General features: G+C 68.9%; 14 protein-coding genes. 6 read left to right on the top strand and 8 right to left on the bottom strand.

Annotated elements, in window-relative coordinates; genetic code table 11:
- Positions 1-126: 126 nt before the first annotated feature.
- The 7 genes from RCP38_RS02205 to RCP38_RS02175 all read right to left on the bottom strand — a co-directional run bounded on the left by RCP38_RS02205 (position 127) and on the right by RCP38_RS02175 (position 5,469).
- Positions 127-228, bottom strand: coding sequence for a 30S ribosomal protein bS22 (locus RCP38_RS02205; RefSeq protein ID WP_003402602.1), 102 nt, complete (start codon positions 226-228; stop codon positions 127-129).
- Between the two features lie 185 nt (positions 229-413).
- Positions 414-623, bottom strand: a complete 210-nt coding sequence (locus RCP38_RS02200; RefSeq protein WP_024442553.1) for a helix-turn-helix domain-containing protein — start codon at positions 621-623, stop codon at positions 414-416.
- 138 nt (positions 624-761) lie between these two features.
- Entirely contained in the window at positions 762-1,619 is an 858-nt protein-coding gene (gene proC / locus RCP38_RS02195; RefSeq protein WP_308475128.1) for a pyrroline-5-carboxylate reductase, read from the bottom strand.
- A gap of 74 nt (positions 1,620-1,693) precedes the next feature.
- Positions 1,694-2,542, bottom strand: coding sequence for a thioesterase family protein (locus RCP38_RS02190; protein ID WP_373692426.1), 849 nt, complete (start codon positions 2,540-2,542; stop codon positions 1,694-1,696).
- Between the two features lie 43 nt (positions 2,543-2,585).
- Entirely contained in the window at positions 2,586-3,428 is an 843-nt protein-coding gene (locus RCP38_RS02185) for a sugar phosphate isomerase/epimerase family protein (protein WP_308475126.1), read from the bottom strand.
- Positions 3,429-3,445: 17 nt separating this feature from the next.
- On the bottom strand, positions 3,446-4,474 hold the full coding sequence (locus RCP38_RS02180) for a hypothetical protein (protein ID WP_308475124.1): 1,029 nt from the start codon (positions 4,472-4,474) through the stop codon (positions 3,446-3,448).
- Complete coding sequence (locus RCP38_RS02175; protein WP_308475122.1) at positions 4,471-5,469, bottom strand: Ppx/GppA family phosphatase; 999 nt, start codon at positions 5,467-5,469, stop codon at positions 4,471-4,473. The genes RCP38_RS02180 and RCP38_RS02175 overlap by 4 nt, the downstream gene beginning before the upstream one ends.
- A gap of 61 nt (positions 5,470-5,530) precedes the next feature.
- On the opposite strand from RCP38_RS02175, the gene RCP38_RS02170 reads away from it, so the two are divergent.
- From RCP38_RS02170 to RCP38_RS02145, 6 genes are all read left to right on the top strand, one after another.
- On the top strand, positions 5,531-6,325 hold the full coding sequence (locus tag RCP38_RS02170; RefSeq protein ID WP_308475121.1) for a DUF3109 family protein: 795 nt from the start codon (positions 5,531-5,533) through the stop codon (positions 6,323-6,325).
- 298 nt (positions 6,326-6,623) lie between these two features.
- Positions 6,624-7,421: an ABC transporter ATP-binding protein gene (locus RCP38_RS02165; protein WP_308475119.1), complete on the top strand. Its 798-nt coding sequence runs from the start codon at positions 6,624-6,626 to the stop codon at positions 7,419-7,421.
- Positions 7,403-9,934, top strand: coding sequence for an FtsX-like permease family protein (locus RCP38_RS02160; protein WP_308475117.1), 2,532 nt, complete (start codon positions 7,403-7,405; stop codon positions 9,932-9,934). The genes RCP38_RS02165 and RCP38_RS02160 overlap by 19 nt, the downstream gene beginning before the upstream one ends.
- Positions 9,935-9,964: 30 nt before the next feature.
- Entirely contained in the window at positions 9,965-11,332 is a 1,368-nt protein-coding gene (locus RCP38_RS02155) for an FAD-binding oxidoreductase (protein ID WP_308475115.1), read from the top strand.
- A 93-nt stretch (positions 11,333-11,425) separates the two neighbouring features.
- Positions 11,426-12,871 (top strand): amidase family protein, encoded by a 1,446-nt coding sequence (locus tag RCP38_RS02150; protein ID WP_308475114.1) that lies wholly within the window; start codon positions 11,426-11,428, stop codon positions 12,869-12,871.
- Positions 12,872-12,991: 120 nt separating this feature from the next.
- Complete coding sequence (locus RCP38_RS02145) at positions 12,992-14,368, top strand: HNH endonuclease signature motif containing protein (RefSeq protein ID WP_308475113.1); 1,377 nt, start codon at positions 12,992-12,994, stop codon at positions 14,366-14,368.
- A gap of 9 nt (positions 14,369-14,377) precedes the next feature.
- Here the strand turns inward: RCP38_RS02145 and RCP38_RS02140 are convergent, their stop codons facing one another.
- Entirely contained in the window at positions 14,378-15,367 is a 990-nt protein-coding gene (locus RCP38_RS02140; RefSeq protein ID WP_308475112.1) for an SDR family oxidoreductase, read from the bottom strand.
- Positions 15,368-15,371: the final 4 nt, after the last annotated feature.

Genomic DNA, 15,371 nt, shown 5'->3' with positions numbered 1-15,371 from the left:
CTAACGGTGACCGCAAGCGCGGCGAAGCCGTGCGAGGCGGGTCACCGCGAACCGGGGCCCGCACCGGAAAAGCGATACCGGAGATCGGCCCCGATCCTTCGGCCGGGCGGGGTGGACCCGGGCGGCCTACTTACCGAGTTTTCTGCGCTGAACGCGGGTACGGCGAAGCAGCTTGCGGTGCTTCTTCTTCGACATGCGCTTGCGCCGCTTCTTGATGACTGAACCCATGAACTCCGCTATCTGCTTCTGCCTGCGCCAGCTGATCGGCGCCGCTGAACTTGCTCGACCCGGTTACTTTACCCGTAGGCAGGCACGGACCGGAAAACCGCACCTGAAGAGGGGCTACAGACACAGCCGACCCCGGGCGTCACCGTGCGGCGACGCCCGGGGGCCGCTTATCTGTCGACCGGCTGTCAGCCCGCGTCGAAGAAGGAGGTCTCCAGCAGGTCGTGCACCGCCTTGGCGTGCACCCGGAAGGACCGCCCCACCCGTACCGCGGGCAGCTCGCCGTTGTGCACCAACCGGTACACGGTCATCTTGCTGACCCGCATCAACGCGGCCACCTCGGCCACGGTGAGAAATTGTGTCGTGTCACGCGCCGAAGGCCCGTTCGCAGACGTCATCGTTACCCATTTCAATCAGGCACGTGCAGTCGAAGCGGCTTCCCCTCCGCTGCGCCCACACGCACAGACATAGGGAGAATAGCGGGACGGATGGGGTTCCTGCGACTGCTGAGAGCCAATATGTGAAAAATAAGTGAATTACTCTGATGTGATTCTTAGCTGCTCAGAGCGGGTTTTTGCCGCCTGCACCGCCCGATCGATCGAGGTCCGGAGCCCGCCGGCCTCCAATTCGCGCAGTGCGGCCGCGGTGGTGCCGCCCGGCGAAGTCACCATGGCTCTCAGGAACGCCGGAGCGGTATCGATCTGCGTCGCGGCCCCGTTCGCCTCCTCGCGCGCCTCCAGCAGCATCTGCGCCGAACCGGCCATCGTCTGCACCGCCAGATCGGTGGCGGCCGGCCGGCTGAGCCCCGCCGCGACACCGGCGTCCACCAGCGCCTCGACCACCAGGAAGAAATAGGCGGGGCCCGAACCCGACACCGCGGTCACCGCGTCCATCTGCTCTTCGGCGACGACCGCCACCGTTCCCACGCACTCGAACAGCGCGGCGACCTCGGACACCTGCTCGTTGGTGGCGAACCGGCCCCTGGCCAGGGCACTGGCGCCCGCGCGGGCCTTGACCGCGGTGTTGGGCATCACCCGGACCACCGCCGCACCGGCGGGCAGTTTGGACTCCACGTACTCGGTGGTGAGTCCGGCCACGATGCTGACCAGCACCTGATCGGCACTGTCCCCCGACGCCGCGGTGATGCTCTTGGCGAACTCCTCGACCACCGCGTCGACGTCCTGCGGCTTCACCGCGACGATCACCACGTTGGCGTTCTCGATCGCATCGGCGACCGAGGTCACCAGCACCGAGTAGGTCTCCGACAACTGCCGGGCCCGGTCCCCGTAACGCTCGGCGACCACCAGATCCTTGACCGGACGGCCGGACGCCAGCAGGCCCGCCAGCAGTGCCTCGCCCATGTTGCCGCCGCCGATGATCGCAATTCTGGTCATGCCGACAGCATTTCAGACCGGGTCTACAAGCGTGGTGAAGCCCGGCCCGCAGGCGGGTCGCCCCGGCGGTGCCCCTACTGCGCCGGCACCATCGCCAATTGGCGGGTCTGCACCACGATGCGGCCGTCACGGTCGACGACGATGTGGTCGGCGTCGAACCAGTCCTGGCCGATCTGCATGCAGGTGCAGATCACCCGCAGCCAGCCGTCGGCCGGGATGGCCCGCAGATAGGCGGTGAGCTGCACGGTGGGCGCCCAACCGGTGCGGTCGACCGCATAGGTCACCGGCGCCGACACGTCACCGCACAGCAGCGCGAACAGCACGTCGGGTGCGACGTCCTTGGGCCGCACCCACATCTCGATCACCGGCGGGCCGCCGTCCGAGCGCGGACCGAGGGTGCTCAGCGCCGGCCGGATGTCGCAACCGTGCGCCAGGTGCACGATGTGTTCCATCGGATGGCCCGGCCCGATCGGTTCCAGGCCGGGTGGCGGTTCCGGCGTCATCAACGGCACCACGGGGTTAAACGACAGCAGTGGCGGCGCCTGATGTTCGGGCTCGGCGAGGGTGATGGCGGCCCGCACCGCGGTGCGCTCGCCCTGATTGAGTTCGACGTCGACGAGGCTGACCCGGCGACCGCGCTTGCGGATGGTCGCCACCAGCTGCATCGGCCCCGGGTCGGGTGCCCACAGGTAGCTGGCGGAGACCGCGACCGGCTCGATCTCCGGTGCCGCGTCGCCGGCGACGGCGGTGCGGGCGGCGTTGGCGCACAACGCCAGCATCGCCCCGCCGTGCACCTTCGGGCCGATGGTCCAGTGCTCGTTGAGCGCTCCGGCGAAGACCGCCACGTCCCCGCCGTCCCGGCCGGTGGCGTCATCGGTCCGCGCCAGGGTCATGGCGTCGGTGAACAGTGTGGATGTACTCACGCACGAACTCCTTGTGTCGTCGGCGATCGGGGTGTGCCCGCGCTCAGCGCAGCAGATGGGTGCGGGCGAATTGCAGTGACTCGGTCAGCAGCGCCTCGCGCTCCTGTGGCGTGCGGGCCTGCGAGGTGCTGACCTCCAGCACGACGTGGCCGGTGAAGTCGCCGGCGGCCAGCAGTTGGCATACCTCGGCGGTGGGCTGATCACCGCGCCCGGGCACCAGATGCTCGTCGGCGGGCAGACCGGTGCCGTCGCACAGGTGCAGGTGCGTCAGGCCCGACCCCATCCGGCGGGCCATCTCCAGCCCGTCGGCGCCGGCGGTCGAGGTGTGCGAGAGATCCAGCGTGTAGTGCGCGTGATTGCCGTCGAGGGGATCGTGCGACGGCGCGAACGCCGAGATCCCCACACCGGGCCCACCGCCGCGTCGACGCATCCGTTCGCGGGACTGATCGGCGCCGAAGAACCGGTCGGCCCGGAACGGGAACATGTTCTCCACCGCGATCGCCACGTCGCTGGCGGCCTCGAGTTCGGCGACCTGATCACTGAAACCGTCGGCGTAGCGCCGCTGCCAGCGGAACGGCGGATGCACCACGACGGTCTGGGCGTCGAGTTGCTCGGCGGCCCGCACGCTGCGCTCCAGCTTCGGGATCGGGTTGGGGCCCCACACCCGCTGCGAGATCAACAGGCACGGCGCGTGCACCGACAGCACCGGGATCCGGTACTTGCGCGACAGGCGCCGCACGGCGCCGATGTCCTGGCTGACCGATTCGCCCCACACCATCAGTTCGATGCCGTCGTAGCCGAGTCTGGCTGCGATCTCGAATGCGGCCTCGGCCCGCAGCGGGTAGACCGACGCCGTCGACAATCCGACCTTGATGGCAGGGCGCACGAACTAATAGTGAACGGCTAATTGGCGTGCAGCGCCAGCGGCCCCAGGGTGACCAGCAGACCGACCGCGACGGCGATCAGTGTGCTGACCAGATCGGGGGTCTTGCGGACCGCCTGAACAGCGGCGACCAGCCCGAGCGTGACCAGGCCGGTGAGCACCAGTGCGACGATGCTGTTCCACCGCCAGAGCTGGTCGAAGGCGACGAACAGGCCGCCGCCGAGAACCACCGCGAGCAGGGACTGCAACACCACCAGGATGCCACCCAGCACTCCGGGCCGGCCGACGTAGTCGTCGTCGGGCTCGGCGGTGTCCGCCGGGTCACCGGCCGCGACGTCGTCCGCCGGGTCCAGCCCCACGCCCAGCATCCGCCGCGTCGACCGTTCGGTGTCGCCGGTCTCGCTGAGGATGGAGCGCACGAACGCGGAGTCGCCGACCGGCAGGTCGGGGTCGCGCACGTCGTCATCCATCACATCGACGTCGAGATCGGGATAGCCGTCGAGGGGATCCGGAAGCATTCGTTCGGCACCCGAGCCGGCCGGTTCGGCGGTGGCCGACTCGGCGGGCGCCGACTCGGTGACGGCCGGGCGCGCGGTCTCCTCGGCCGCCGCGACGGCCTCCGACCGCCGGATCGGCCGGGGGTAGGCGCTCGGCTCCGGGCCGGAGCCGCGGGGTGTCTGGGGCGGCGACTTGGGCCAGCGCGGTTCGCGTTTCGGTCGCGCGGTGGCCTCGGTGCGTTCGACGGGCCGCGGGCCGGTGGCGGGACGGTCGTCGACGACGAATCCCGGTGCCGGGCCGACCGGCAGCGCACCGCTCTCGGCGTCGCCGGTGTCCGGTTTGGCCACCGGTTCGGGCGGGCCCTGGTCGTCACGGATGATCGGGATCTCGCCGGTCAGTTCGGCGACCGTGACCGCGTCGGCGTTGCCGCGACGGCGCCGACGACGCCCGGTCACCGGCGGCGAACCGATGGAACCGTTCTTGGCGAGCAGTTCGGCCACCGAGATGGGCCGCGTCGCGGCGTCTCCGGAATCCGATTTGGGTTCGGTCATCGCCCACCGCCTCCCCGCGAACGCGCCCCCGCCAAGTCGATCATGGCGGATCCGAGCATGGGGGCGCCGTCGGCCTGGCTGTCGAGCCGACGCAGGATCAAGCCCTCCCGCAGCGCCCACGGGCAAATCTGAACGGTTTCGATCGACAGCGCTCGCATGCTTGCTTCCGCCACCAGGGCTCCCGCCACGATCTGCGGCGCCCGATCGGCGCTCACCCCTTCCAATTCGGCCCTATCGGCCGTGGTCATCCTAGAGATGAATGATATGAGCTGCCTAAGGCCGGCGGCGGTCAATGTGCGTCGAACACGCGGGCCGGCGGCCGACGGGGCCGCGCCGGTGAGCCGCGCCAGCGAACGGAAGGTCTTGGAGCTCGCCACCGCCAGATCGGGTGGACCGGCGGCCAGCACCTCCGCTGCCGCACCGGCCAATTCGGTGTCGAGCCAGTCCCGCAGCATCGCGACCCGGCGACGTCCGGGCGGGTCCTCGGCCAGCCACTCCCGGGTGAGGCGGCCGGCGCCCAGCGGCAGCGACAGCGCCACATCCGGTTCCTCGTCGACACCGCTGGACATCTCCAGCGACCCGCCGCCGATGTCGAGGTTGTTGATTCGTCCGGCGCTCCAACCGAACCAGCGTCGCACCGCCAGGAACGTCAGCCGGGATTCGTCCTCCCCGGCGAGCACCTGCAACTCGACCCCGGCCTCGGAACGCACCCGGGACAACACTTCTTCGGAATTGGAGGCGTCGCGCACCGCCGAGGTGGCGAACGCCACCAGCTCCGCACACCCCGAACTGGCTGCGATCTTGGCGAATTCGCCGACCGTGGCCACCAGTTTGTCGGCACCACGCCGGGTGATCTTCCCGGAACCGTCGGTCGCCTCGGCCAGTCGCAGCGTCGCCTTGGTCGAACTCATCGGAGTCGGGTGACCACCCCGGTGGGCGTCGACCACCAACAGGTGGACGGTGTTGCTGCCGACGTCGAGTACACCTAATCGCACCCACCCAACTTAATGGGGCGAAGGGCCGACAACGTTATTTTCTGGTCTAGCGTGGAGTTTCGTGACCGCAGCGCAACACCCGTCCCGTCCCGGCGAAGTCGATCTGGACTTCCCCCGTGAGTGGGTGGAGTTCTACGACCCCGACAACCCGGAGCATTTGATCGCCGCCGATCTGACCTGGTTGCTGTCGCGCTGGACCTGCGTGTTCGGCACGCCGGCGTGCCTGGGAATCACCGCCGGGCGCCCCGACGACGGCTGCTGCTCGCACGGTGCGTTCCTGTGCGACGACGACGATCGGGCCAATCTCGACGACGCGGTCGCCCAGTTGACCGCCGACGACTGGCAGTTGCGCGACAAGGGCCTGGGCAAGAAGGGCTACCTGGAGTACGACGAGAACGACGGCGAGCAACAGCTGCGCACCCGCACCGTCAAAGGCGCCTGCATCTTCTTGAACCGCTCCGATTTCCCCGGCGGCGCGGGCTGCGCCCTGCACCTCAAGGCGATGCGACTCGGGGTAGAGCCACTGACGATGAAGCCCGAGGTGTGCTGGCAGCTGCCGATCCGGCGCAGCCAGGAATGGATCACCCGCCCCGACGAAACCGAGGTCCTCAAGACCACGATCACCGAGTTCGACCGCCGCGGTTGGGGTCCCGGTGGCGAGGACCTGAACTGGTACTGCTCCGGTGCGCCGGGCGCCCACATCGGCACCCGACAGGTATGGCAGAGCCTGGCGCCGGAACTGACCGAACTGTTGGGCGCCAAGGCCTATGCGGAGTTGGCGGCGATCTGCTCTCGGCGTAACGAACTGGGCCTGGTGGCGGTGCATCCGGCCACCGCGGCCGCCACCCATCCCTGACCCGGCCGACTGTCCACCGGCGTGGCCGCAAGTCCAAATCTTTCATAACCGCAGGTCATACGTCGATTTCCCGGACGACGGGCGGACCGGGTGCGGTCGCGACCGCTGCGATCGGCCGACTACAGGCCCCGCCCGGGGTGCTCGGCGTCACGCCCGAACGATTTTCAGCAGGCGCGTGACGTCGGTATGATCGGCTCGGAGGACCGCGTAGCGTACCAACATCGCGGGCTGCGCAATGAATTGAGCTAGGCGCCCCACGCGGGCAACATCGGTGTATTAACAAGCCCGCCGGAGATTCATGATCAGGACCGAGATGCACACCGTGGATATGGAGCTCGACCGTAACGGACAAACGCCGCCGGTCGTTCTCCGGCCGCCGGTGGTTCTGGAAGCGCGCAATCTCCACAAGCAGTTCGGGGAAGGCGATACCGCCACCCCGATTTTGCGGGACATCAACATCCAGATAACCCGCGGCGAATTCGTCGCGATGGTCGGCCCCTCCGGTTCGGGCAAGTCCACCCTGCTCAGCATTCTGGGCCTGCTGGACATGCCGACCAGCGGCGACGTCCTCATCAACGGTCAGAGCGTCGCACAGCTCTCACGTCGGCAGTTGGCCGCCGTGCGCTGCCAGACCCTGGGCTACGTCTTCCAGGCCTTCAACCTGCTGGCCGGCCTGTCGGTGGTGGAGAACGTCATGCTCCCGGGCCTGCTGGCCGGCAAATCCGGCCGCGCCCAGCACGCCCACGCGATGAGCCTGCTCGACCAGGTCGGCCTGGCCGCCAAATCCAAGCGCGTTCCCTCGGAATTGTCCGGCGGTGAGCAGCAGCGGGTGGCGGTCGCCCGGGCACTTTTCATGAAGCCCGACGTCATTCTCGCCGACGAACCGACCGGCAATCTGGACACCATTAACGGTCAGCGCGTCATCGACGCTTTGTACAACTTGAATGCGGCCGGCCAGACAATCGTTCTGGTGACACACGACCGGAAAATCGCCGACGACGCTCCGCGCCTCATTTCATTGCTCGACGGTGAAGTCGAGACCGACAGTGGAATCGCTCACGCGCCCAATAATGTGTCATGGCTCGCGGAACATTAGCCGCGACTTTCGGACTCCTTCGGATAATCAATTTCCGGGCGGTCCGTAAGCACGCGTTCCGGGCCGCGCTCGCCGCCTTCTCCCTCGGTGGCGGCGTCGCCGTGGTGGTGGCCGTCATGATCGAGGTCACCAGCGTCTCCAAGGCCGTCGAGGACGTCGGCTACCAGATCGCCGGGCCCGCCCCGCTGCGCGTGGTCGGCGCCGCCACCCGCGGTGGTATCAGCCCGTCCGTCGTAGAGGACACCCGTTCGGTACCCGGAGTGGCGGCCGTGGTGCCGGTCATTCGCGGGGTCACGATGATCCGCAACAACGACACCGAGAGTTTCGGGCTGGGCCTGGGTGTGGACTGCTCGGCGCAGTGGATCGTCGACCCGAAGGTCTGCCAGGCCGGGCAGCACGAACCCCCGCCGGCGCTGTCGCAGTCGCTGGGCGACTCCCTGGACGAATCGGCCACCCTGGTCACCGACATCGGGCAGTTGTCGGTGGCGAAGTTCCAGCGCGTGAGCGACCTGGACGAGGTCAACAACGGCCTGGTCGCGGTGCTGCCGTTGAGCATGGCCAAAGCGCAGTTCGCCCGCGGTGACCGGGTGGACATGGTCTATGTGACCCTCGACAAGGACGCCGACGCCACCGAGGTCCAGCAGCGGCTGAAGGCCACCCTCGGCCCCACCTACAGCGTGCAGCCGCGCAGCGAACCGGCGAAGGGCTACAACGTCAACGACGTGCTGCTGCCGTTGCTGGGCATCTTCGCGCTGATCTCGATCGGCGTCGGAGTCATCCTGATCACCCAGATCACCCGGCTCTCGGTCGAAGAGCGCCGCCGTGAGATCGCGATCGCCTCGGCACTCGGCGCGTCGCCGGCGTCGATCATGACCGGATTCCTCAGCGAGGCCGCACTTCTGGGCGCGGTGGGATCGGCGATGGGTGTGCTGACCGGCATCGCCATCTCCGAGCCGATCGTGGCCAGCGCCAGCGAACTCACCGAGCGTTTCGTCGGCGTCACCGTGCCGGTGATCCTCAAGCCGGCGATCCTGGTGGTCGGTGTGCTGGCCGGTCTGCTGCTGGCGGTCGGCGCCGCGATCGGCCCCGCCGTGTCGGCGTCCAACACCCCGATCGCCGCCGAACTGTCCGGCCGGGCCGCCCAGGAACAGACCACCGGGCGCAAGATCTGGTTCCGGGCGCTGCTGCTGCTGGCGATCGGCCTGAGCGGGGTGGTGCTGGCCCGGCTCGCCACCCGGTCCGGCGCCCTGGTCGCCTGGCAGGCCATCCTGGCCGACGCCGGCGCGGTGCTGGCCCTCATCGGGCTGCTGCTGGCCACCGCCTACCTGAGCGCGCAGACCATCACCAGCGTGCGCCCGCGGCCGGACAAGAAGAGCGGCGCGACGCTGACCATCGCGCTCAACGCGCTGCGCTCGGACCGGTCGCGCACCGCCGCCATCTCCGGCGCCATCGCGGTGCCGGTCGTCGTCGCCATTCTGCTGTCCGGGTTCCTGGTGGCCATCCACCTCGGCGCCACCAAGGTCGCCGAATCACAGGCCGACGGCCGTATCGCGATCACCACGACGCAGTTCGCCGATTACGGGCCGATTGACGCCCGATTCGCCCCGCAGACGGTCAACAAACTGAACTCGGTGGCCGGGGTGGAAAAGATCGAACGGATGGCTGAAATCGAGATCAGCCTCAAAGACGGTTCACTGGCGCATATTCAGGCCCAGGATCGCCCGACATTCCCCTTCGGTTTACTCGCCGGCCAATCCCCGGAGGCCAGCCAGAAAGCCAATGAAGTCGTCATCGGCAGTGTGCTGGCCCGCGAGAAGGGACTGCACATCGGCGACATCCTGGTATTCGGCAGTGGACTCGACGCGCAGGCGATGAGCATCGGCACCATCGTCGCCACCCCCGAATACGGTGGCCGGCGCATCTACATGCCCTATTCGATCGCCGAGCAGATCTACGGCCCGCAGCCCGCCGGCCTGATCTTCGCCACCCCCGCCGACGGGTTCAGCGCCGACCAGGTCATCGAGAACATCGGGGCCACCCAGTTCGATCAGCCGCTGACCGCGGTCGACACCGACGGCTACGCCTCCGACATCGCGACCTCCATCGGCCGCTACCTGACCCCGCTGAACACCCTCAAGTACGGCCTGTTGGCCATCGCCTTCATCTCGGTGCTGTCGACGCTGCTGCTGGTCGGCATCCGGCGCCGGCGCGAGGTGGCGCTGATCCAGGCCCTGGGCGCCACCCGGGTGCGGGTCTTCTCCATCACCACCGTGGAGGCCGTGGTGGCCGGCGCGGCCGGGGGCCTGTTCGGCGCGGTGCTGTCGATCGCCATCTCCGAGGCGGTGCGACGTGCGGCCGTGGTCAACGTCGGCCTGGTCACGCCGCTGGTGTTCCCGTGGACCGACGCGGTGATCTACGCCGTGCTGGCCACCGTCGCCGCGGTGTTCGCGGCCATCATCCCGGCCTGGAAGAGCACCCGGTCCACCCCCGCGACCGAACTCCGCGACGAGTGAGCCTCGCCGCACCGACCTGTTAAGGATGCGATGACAGCCACCGCCCCCACCGTGCCCGGTTTCACCGGCGACGCCGTCTACCCGGGCGACGCCCGCTACGACGAGGTCCGTCAGGTCTTCAACGGTCTGATCGACAAGCGCCCGCAGGTGATCCTGCAGTGCGGTTCGACCGACGACATCGTCGCCGCCGTCCGGTACGCGGTGGCCTCCGGCGCCGAGATCGCGGTGCGCAGCGGAGGTCACAGCGTGGCCGGCCACTCGACCACCGACGGCGGGATCGTCATCGACCTGACCCGGCTGCGCGGGGTGCGGGTCGACCCGGAGGCGCGCGTCGCCTACGTCGAAGCCGGCGCCACCTGGGGCGACGTGGACCCGGTGACCAGCAGGCACGGATTGGCCTGCCCCGGCGGGGTGGTGTCGACCACCGGCGTCGGCGGGTTCTCGCTGGGCGGCGGCATCGGGTGGTTGTCGCGTGCGCACGGTATGACCTGCGACAACCTGATCGGCGCAACGCTGGTGTTGCCGTCCGGCGAACTGATGACAGTCAGTGAGACCGAGAACGCCGACGTGTTGTGGGGGCTGCGCGGCGGCGGCGGCAACTTCGGTGTCGTCGCACAGTTCGTGCTGCGCCTGCACCCGGTGAACGCGGTGAACGCCGGCGTGCAGTCCTACCCCGACAGCGACGCCGAGGCGGCCCTGCGACACTTCCGCGCCCAGATGGACAACGCGCCCGATCACCTGGCGTCGATCCTGGACTTCTCCAGCGACTTCAGCACGGGGCAGTCACTGGTCAACGTGCTGGCCTGTTCGACGCGGACCGACGCGATCGGTAGCGAAGACGTCCGCGCCCTGCTCGACGTCCGCGGCGCGGCGACCCAACCGGTGACGGCGGTGCAGCACACGCTGGACTACTCGACCTGGCAGCAGGCGCTGGACTACACCGCCCCCTACGGCTGGCTGAACTACTGGAAGTCGCTGTTCGTCACCGAACTCACCGACGAAGCCATCCGCCGCATCGCGCTGCTGGGGCGCTCACGTCCGTCGACGCAGACCCGCCTGCACCTGATCCGGCTCGGCGGGTACGCCAGCCGGGTGCCCGCGGAGTCCACGGCGATCACCGCCCGCCAGCACCCGTACATCATTCACCTGATGGCGACGTGGACCGATCCCGCCGAGAGTGCCCGCTGCACGGCGTGGGCCCGGCAGGCCTTCGAGATCCTGCGGCCGCTGGGTCCGGCGAGCGCCTACCTGAACTTCGTCGGGGACGAAGGCCAGGACCGCATCCGCGCGACGTTCGGCGACGCCGGCTACCGGCGCCTGGCCGAGCTCAAGGCACGTCTGGACCCGGACAACCGGTTCACCCTCAACCACAATATCGAGCCCGCCGCCGGGAACTGAGCCCGCCCGCAGTTCTTAGTGTGTCGCCAACGCGGACACACGTTTACGCAGCGCACGGTCGGTATTGTTGTCCGCGGGGGAAAGGACGACAGGATGCCTGCCGCGCACGATGATGAGTTGGCCTTCGCCGGCGTCGCGCGTTTGGCGCAGTTGGTGCGCGAGCGCGAGGTGGCGCCGCGCGAGCTGGTGACGCTGTACCTGGACCGGATCGCCCGGCTGGACCCGGTGCTGAACGTGTTCCGCACCGTGTTGGGTGAGCGTGCGATGGCCGAGGCCGCCGAGGTGGAACGGCGACTGGCGGCCGGGGAGGTGCTGCCGCTGGCCGGGGTGCCGATCGCGGTCAAGGACGACACCGATGTGGCCGGCGTTTCCTCCATGTGCGGCACCGGGATCGACACCGGGCCGGCGAGCACCGACAGCGCCGCGGTGCGTCGGCTGCGGGCTGCCGGCGCGGTGATCATCGGCAAGACCCACCTCTCCGAGTTCGGCGCCTACCCGGTGTGTGAGTCGGCGACCTGGGGGGTGACCCGCAACCCGTGGGACCTCTACCGGACGCCGGGCGGTTCCAGTGGCGGTTCGGCGGCCGCGGTGGCGGCCGGGATGGTGCCCGGGGCGACCGGCAGCGACAGCGGCGGCTCGGTCCGCATTCCGGCGGCCTGCTGCGGGCTGGTCGGGTTGAAGGGCCAGCGCGGCCGGGTCAGCACCATGGAGTCGCCGGAACGCGCCTACCGCTTCCACGGGCTCAACCACATCGGTCCGCTGGCCCGCACCGTCGTCGACGCCGCGTTGCTGCACGACGCGATGACCGGTGCCGAGCCCGACGACGAGATCCCCTCTCCCCCGCCGGCGCCTCCGCTGATGGACGTCCTGCGGTCCGCTCCCCGGCCGCTGCGGATCGCGATGTCGTTCAAACCCGTTGTGCCGGTTCCGATCAGCGATGAGGTTCGGCGCCCGGTGCTGGAGACCGCGGAGCTGTTGCGGTCGCTGGGCCACGAGGTGATCGAACGCGACCCGATCTATCCGGTGGTGGGTATCGCGTCCGTGCTGGCGTTGTTCATGAACGGGTTCGCCCACGAGATCGAGAAACTGCCGAAAACCGAACTGCTGGAACGACGTATGCAGGCCGAGGCCCGCACCAGCAAGCTGGTCCCGGACTGGCTGGCCCGCTGGGCGGTGGCCGCCGAGCCGCGTATCACCGCACGGTCGCAGCGCAGGATTGCCGATTTCGACATTCTGATGACCCCGGTGCTGGCGATCCCGCCGGTGCGGGTCGGGTATTTCGAGGGCCTCGGGCCGACTCGGGCCATGCTGAAGATGCTGCGGTTCATCCCGTTCACCTTCCCGCAGTGCTACAGCGGGCAGCCGGCCCTCTCGGTGCCGACCGGTCTCGCCGCCGACGGGGTGCCCGAGGCGGTGCATCTGGTGGCCCGCGCCAACGACGAGGCCACCCTGGTGTCGCTGGCCGCGCAGATCGAAGCGGTGCAGCCGTGGGCGCACCGGCGCCCGCCGACCGAGGCGCTGCTGTCGCAGGTGGGATAGCGACCCGGGCGCGGTCGCGGGAGCGTCCACGGTTCCCGCCTCAGAAATCTCTGTTTTCACTTGCGTCACCGCGGTTTTGAGGTCGGCCATCTTGTCAGAGGGCGGCGCTAGAGTTAGCACATGCGTTCGAATAATTGCTCGGGGGTCGTGGAGGTTCTCGATGCGCTGAACGCTGATCTGGATCGGGCGTTGGACTGTGACATCGAGGGTTTGCCGCCCCGGGAGTGCTTGGCTTTGCTGCAGCGCTGCGAGATGCTGCGGCGCCGGCTACCGGCCTTTGAACATGCGATGGTCAACCGGGTGGCCGCCGCCGATCCCGTCGAGATCGGGGGCAAACCCCGCTGGGTGCTGGCCGACCGATTGCATCTGACCCGCGGGGAAGCCGGCCGCCGGATCACCGAGGCCGCCGAGCTGGGGCCACGCCGGGCGATGACCGGCGAACCGTTGGAGCCGGTACGGGCCCGTGTGGCAGGCGCGCAGCGTGACGGCACCATCGGGCGGGACCACATCGCGGTGATCCGCTCCTTCTTCGACTACCTACCCGAGAGCATCGATGCCGGAACCTTGGCCCAGGCCGAGCAGCATCTGGCGGCGGTGGCCGGGCGGTGTCGCCCCGACGAGCTGGCGAAACTGGCGCAGCGCCTCGCCGATCACCTACATCCCGACGGCAATTACTCCGATGACGATCGGGCCCGGCGCCGCGGCATCGTGCTCGGGGCGCAGGGCCGCGACGGCATGACCCCGATCAAAGGATTCCTAGACCCTCAGGCCCGGGCGACCTGGGACGCGGTGATGGCCTGCTGGGCCGCCCCCGGCAAGTGCAACCCGGCCGACCCCAGCCCGTGCACCAAGGGCACGCCGAGCCAAGCGGCGATCGACGCCGATACCCGTAGTGCACCGCAACGTGCGCATGATGCGATGACCGCGATGGGCCGCTGGTTGTTGGCGTCGGGGGAGCTCGGGCAGCACAACGGGCTACCGGCCACCATCATCGTCTCGACCACCCTGGCCGATTTGCAGGCCGGCACCGGCACCGCCACCACCGGTGGGGGTTCGTGGTTGCCCATGACCGATGTGGTCGCGATGGCCTCGCATGCCCATCACTATCTGCGGATCTACTCCGGGGCCAAGGAACTGGCGTTGTTTCACACCAAGCGGTTGGCCTCGCCGGCACAGCGCATCGTGCTGTATGCCAAAGAGCGTGGGTGTGGACATCCGGGCTGCACGGTGCCCGGGTACGGCTGCGAAGTCCACCATGACACCGACTACGCGATCAGCCCCCGCACCGATGTCCACGAGTTGTCTCTGCGGTGCCGCCCACACCACCACCTGATCACCACCGGCGGCTGGAGAACCCGCAAACGCCGAGACGGAAGCACCGAAACCATCCCACCGCGGAACCGCGACCACGGCCAACCCCGCATCAACTACTACCACCACCCGGAAAAACTATTGCAGGACAGTGGTAATGACGAGGATTCCGACGGCGTCCCCTAGTGTCGGCGACTAGTCCAGATACCCGTTGTCGAGATACCACTCGTAGCCGGCACGCAGTGCGGTGGCGAACGGGGTGAACGGCACGCCCAGCTCGGTGCGGGACTTGGACGCGTCGGCGAAGATCTCCTGCGTCGACAGCCGCATCTGGCGGGCGTCGATCGGCAGTCGCGGTCCCACCACGGCGCGGGCGACGCTGACGCCCGCCGCGGCCATCGGGATGAACCAGCGCGGCAGCATGACCGACGGCGGACGCCGGCCGAAGATCTCGTTGGCGACGGTGAATGCGTCACGGAACAGCAGGTTCTCGCCGGCGAGGATGTAGCGTTCGCCGATCCGTCCCTGCTCGGCGGCGGCGATGTGCCCGGCCACCACATCGTCCACCGACACGAAGTTGGTGCCGCCGGGTGCGGCGAACCACAGCCGGCCGTTCTTCGCCTCGACCAGCATGGCGCTGGCGATCCGGTTGACGTCACGGGGCCCGATGACCGCAGACGGGTTGACGATCACCACCGGCAGACCTGCCGCGACGGCCTTCTGCAGTTCGATCTCGGCGAGGTGCTTGCTGTGCGCATAGGGGAACTGGCGGGGCCGGATGTTGAACTCGTCGGTCTCGACCAGCAGCCGACCGCGCTCCGGAACCCCTAGCGAAGCAAGGGAACTGGTGTAGACGAAGCGCTTGACTCCGGCCCGGCGGGCGGCCTCGGCCATGTCGCGGGTGCCGTCGACGTTGGTGCGGTACAGCCGGGTCTGGGTGCGGTAGCGCCAGTAGTCGGAGATCGCCGCGGTGTGAAACACCCAGTCGCAGTCGGCCATCGCCTCGGTGAGCGCCTCGACGCCGTCGTTGACGTCACCGGTGTAGGTCTCGCAGTCCAGGCCCTGCAGTGCCGCCATCGGCGAGGTCGCCCGGCGCAGCACCCGCACCTGCATGCCGCGCTGCAGCAGTGCGGCTACCAGGTTCGAACCGACGAATCCGGTTCCCCCGGTGACGAAAGCGCGCATGCCG

The organism is Mycolicibacter sp. MU0083, assembly GCF_963378075.1.
In the GTDB taxonomy this organism is placed as follows: domain Bacteria; phylum Actinomycetota; class Actinomycetes; order Mycobacteriales; family Mycobacteriaceae; genus Mycobacterium; species Mycobacterium kokjensenii.
This window is presented reverse-complemented; position numbering and strand designations above follow the sequence as displayed.

Coding starts and splice junctions, on each gene's coding strand:
- RCP38_RS02180 (WP_308475124.1), bottom strand. CDS start 4,474: ATGACCGAACCCAAATCGGATTCCGGAGACGCCGCGACGCGGCCCATC.
- RCP38_RS02165 (WP_308475119.1), top strand. CDS start 6,624: ATGATCAGGACCGAGATGCACACCGTGGATATGGAGCTCGACCGTAAC.
- RCP38_RS02145 (WP_308475113.1), top strand. CDS start 12,992: ATGCGTTCGAATAATTGCTCGGGGGTCGTGGAGGTTCTCGATGCGCTG.
- RCP38_RS02160 (WP_308475117.1), top strand. CDS start 7,403: ATGGCTCGCGGAACATTAGCCGCGACTTTCGGACTCCTTCGGATAATC.
- RCP38_RS02150 (WP_308475114.1), top strand. CDS start 11,426: ATGCCTGCCGCGCACGATGATGAGTTGGCCTTCGCCGGCGTCGCGCGT.
- RCP38_RS02205 (WP_003402602.1), bottom strand. CDS start 228: ATGGGTTCAGTCATCAAGAAGCGGCGCAAGCGCATGTCGAAGAAGAAG.
- RCP38_RS02200 (WP_024442553.1), bottom strand. CDS start 623: ATGACGTCTGCGAACGGGCCTTCGGCGCGTGACACGACACAATTTCTC.
- proC (WP_308475128.1), bottom strand. CDS start 1,619: ATGACCAGAATTGCGATCATCGGCGGCGGCAACATGGGCGAGGCACTG.
- RCP38_RS02140 (WP_308475112.1), bottom strand. CDS start 15,367: ATGCGCGCTTTCGTCACCGGGGGAACCGGATTCGTCGGTTCGAACCTG.
- RCP38_RS02155 (WP_308475115.1), top strand. CDS start 9,965: ATGACAGCCACCGCCCCCACCGTGCCCGGTTTCACCGGCGACGCCGTC.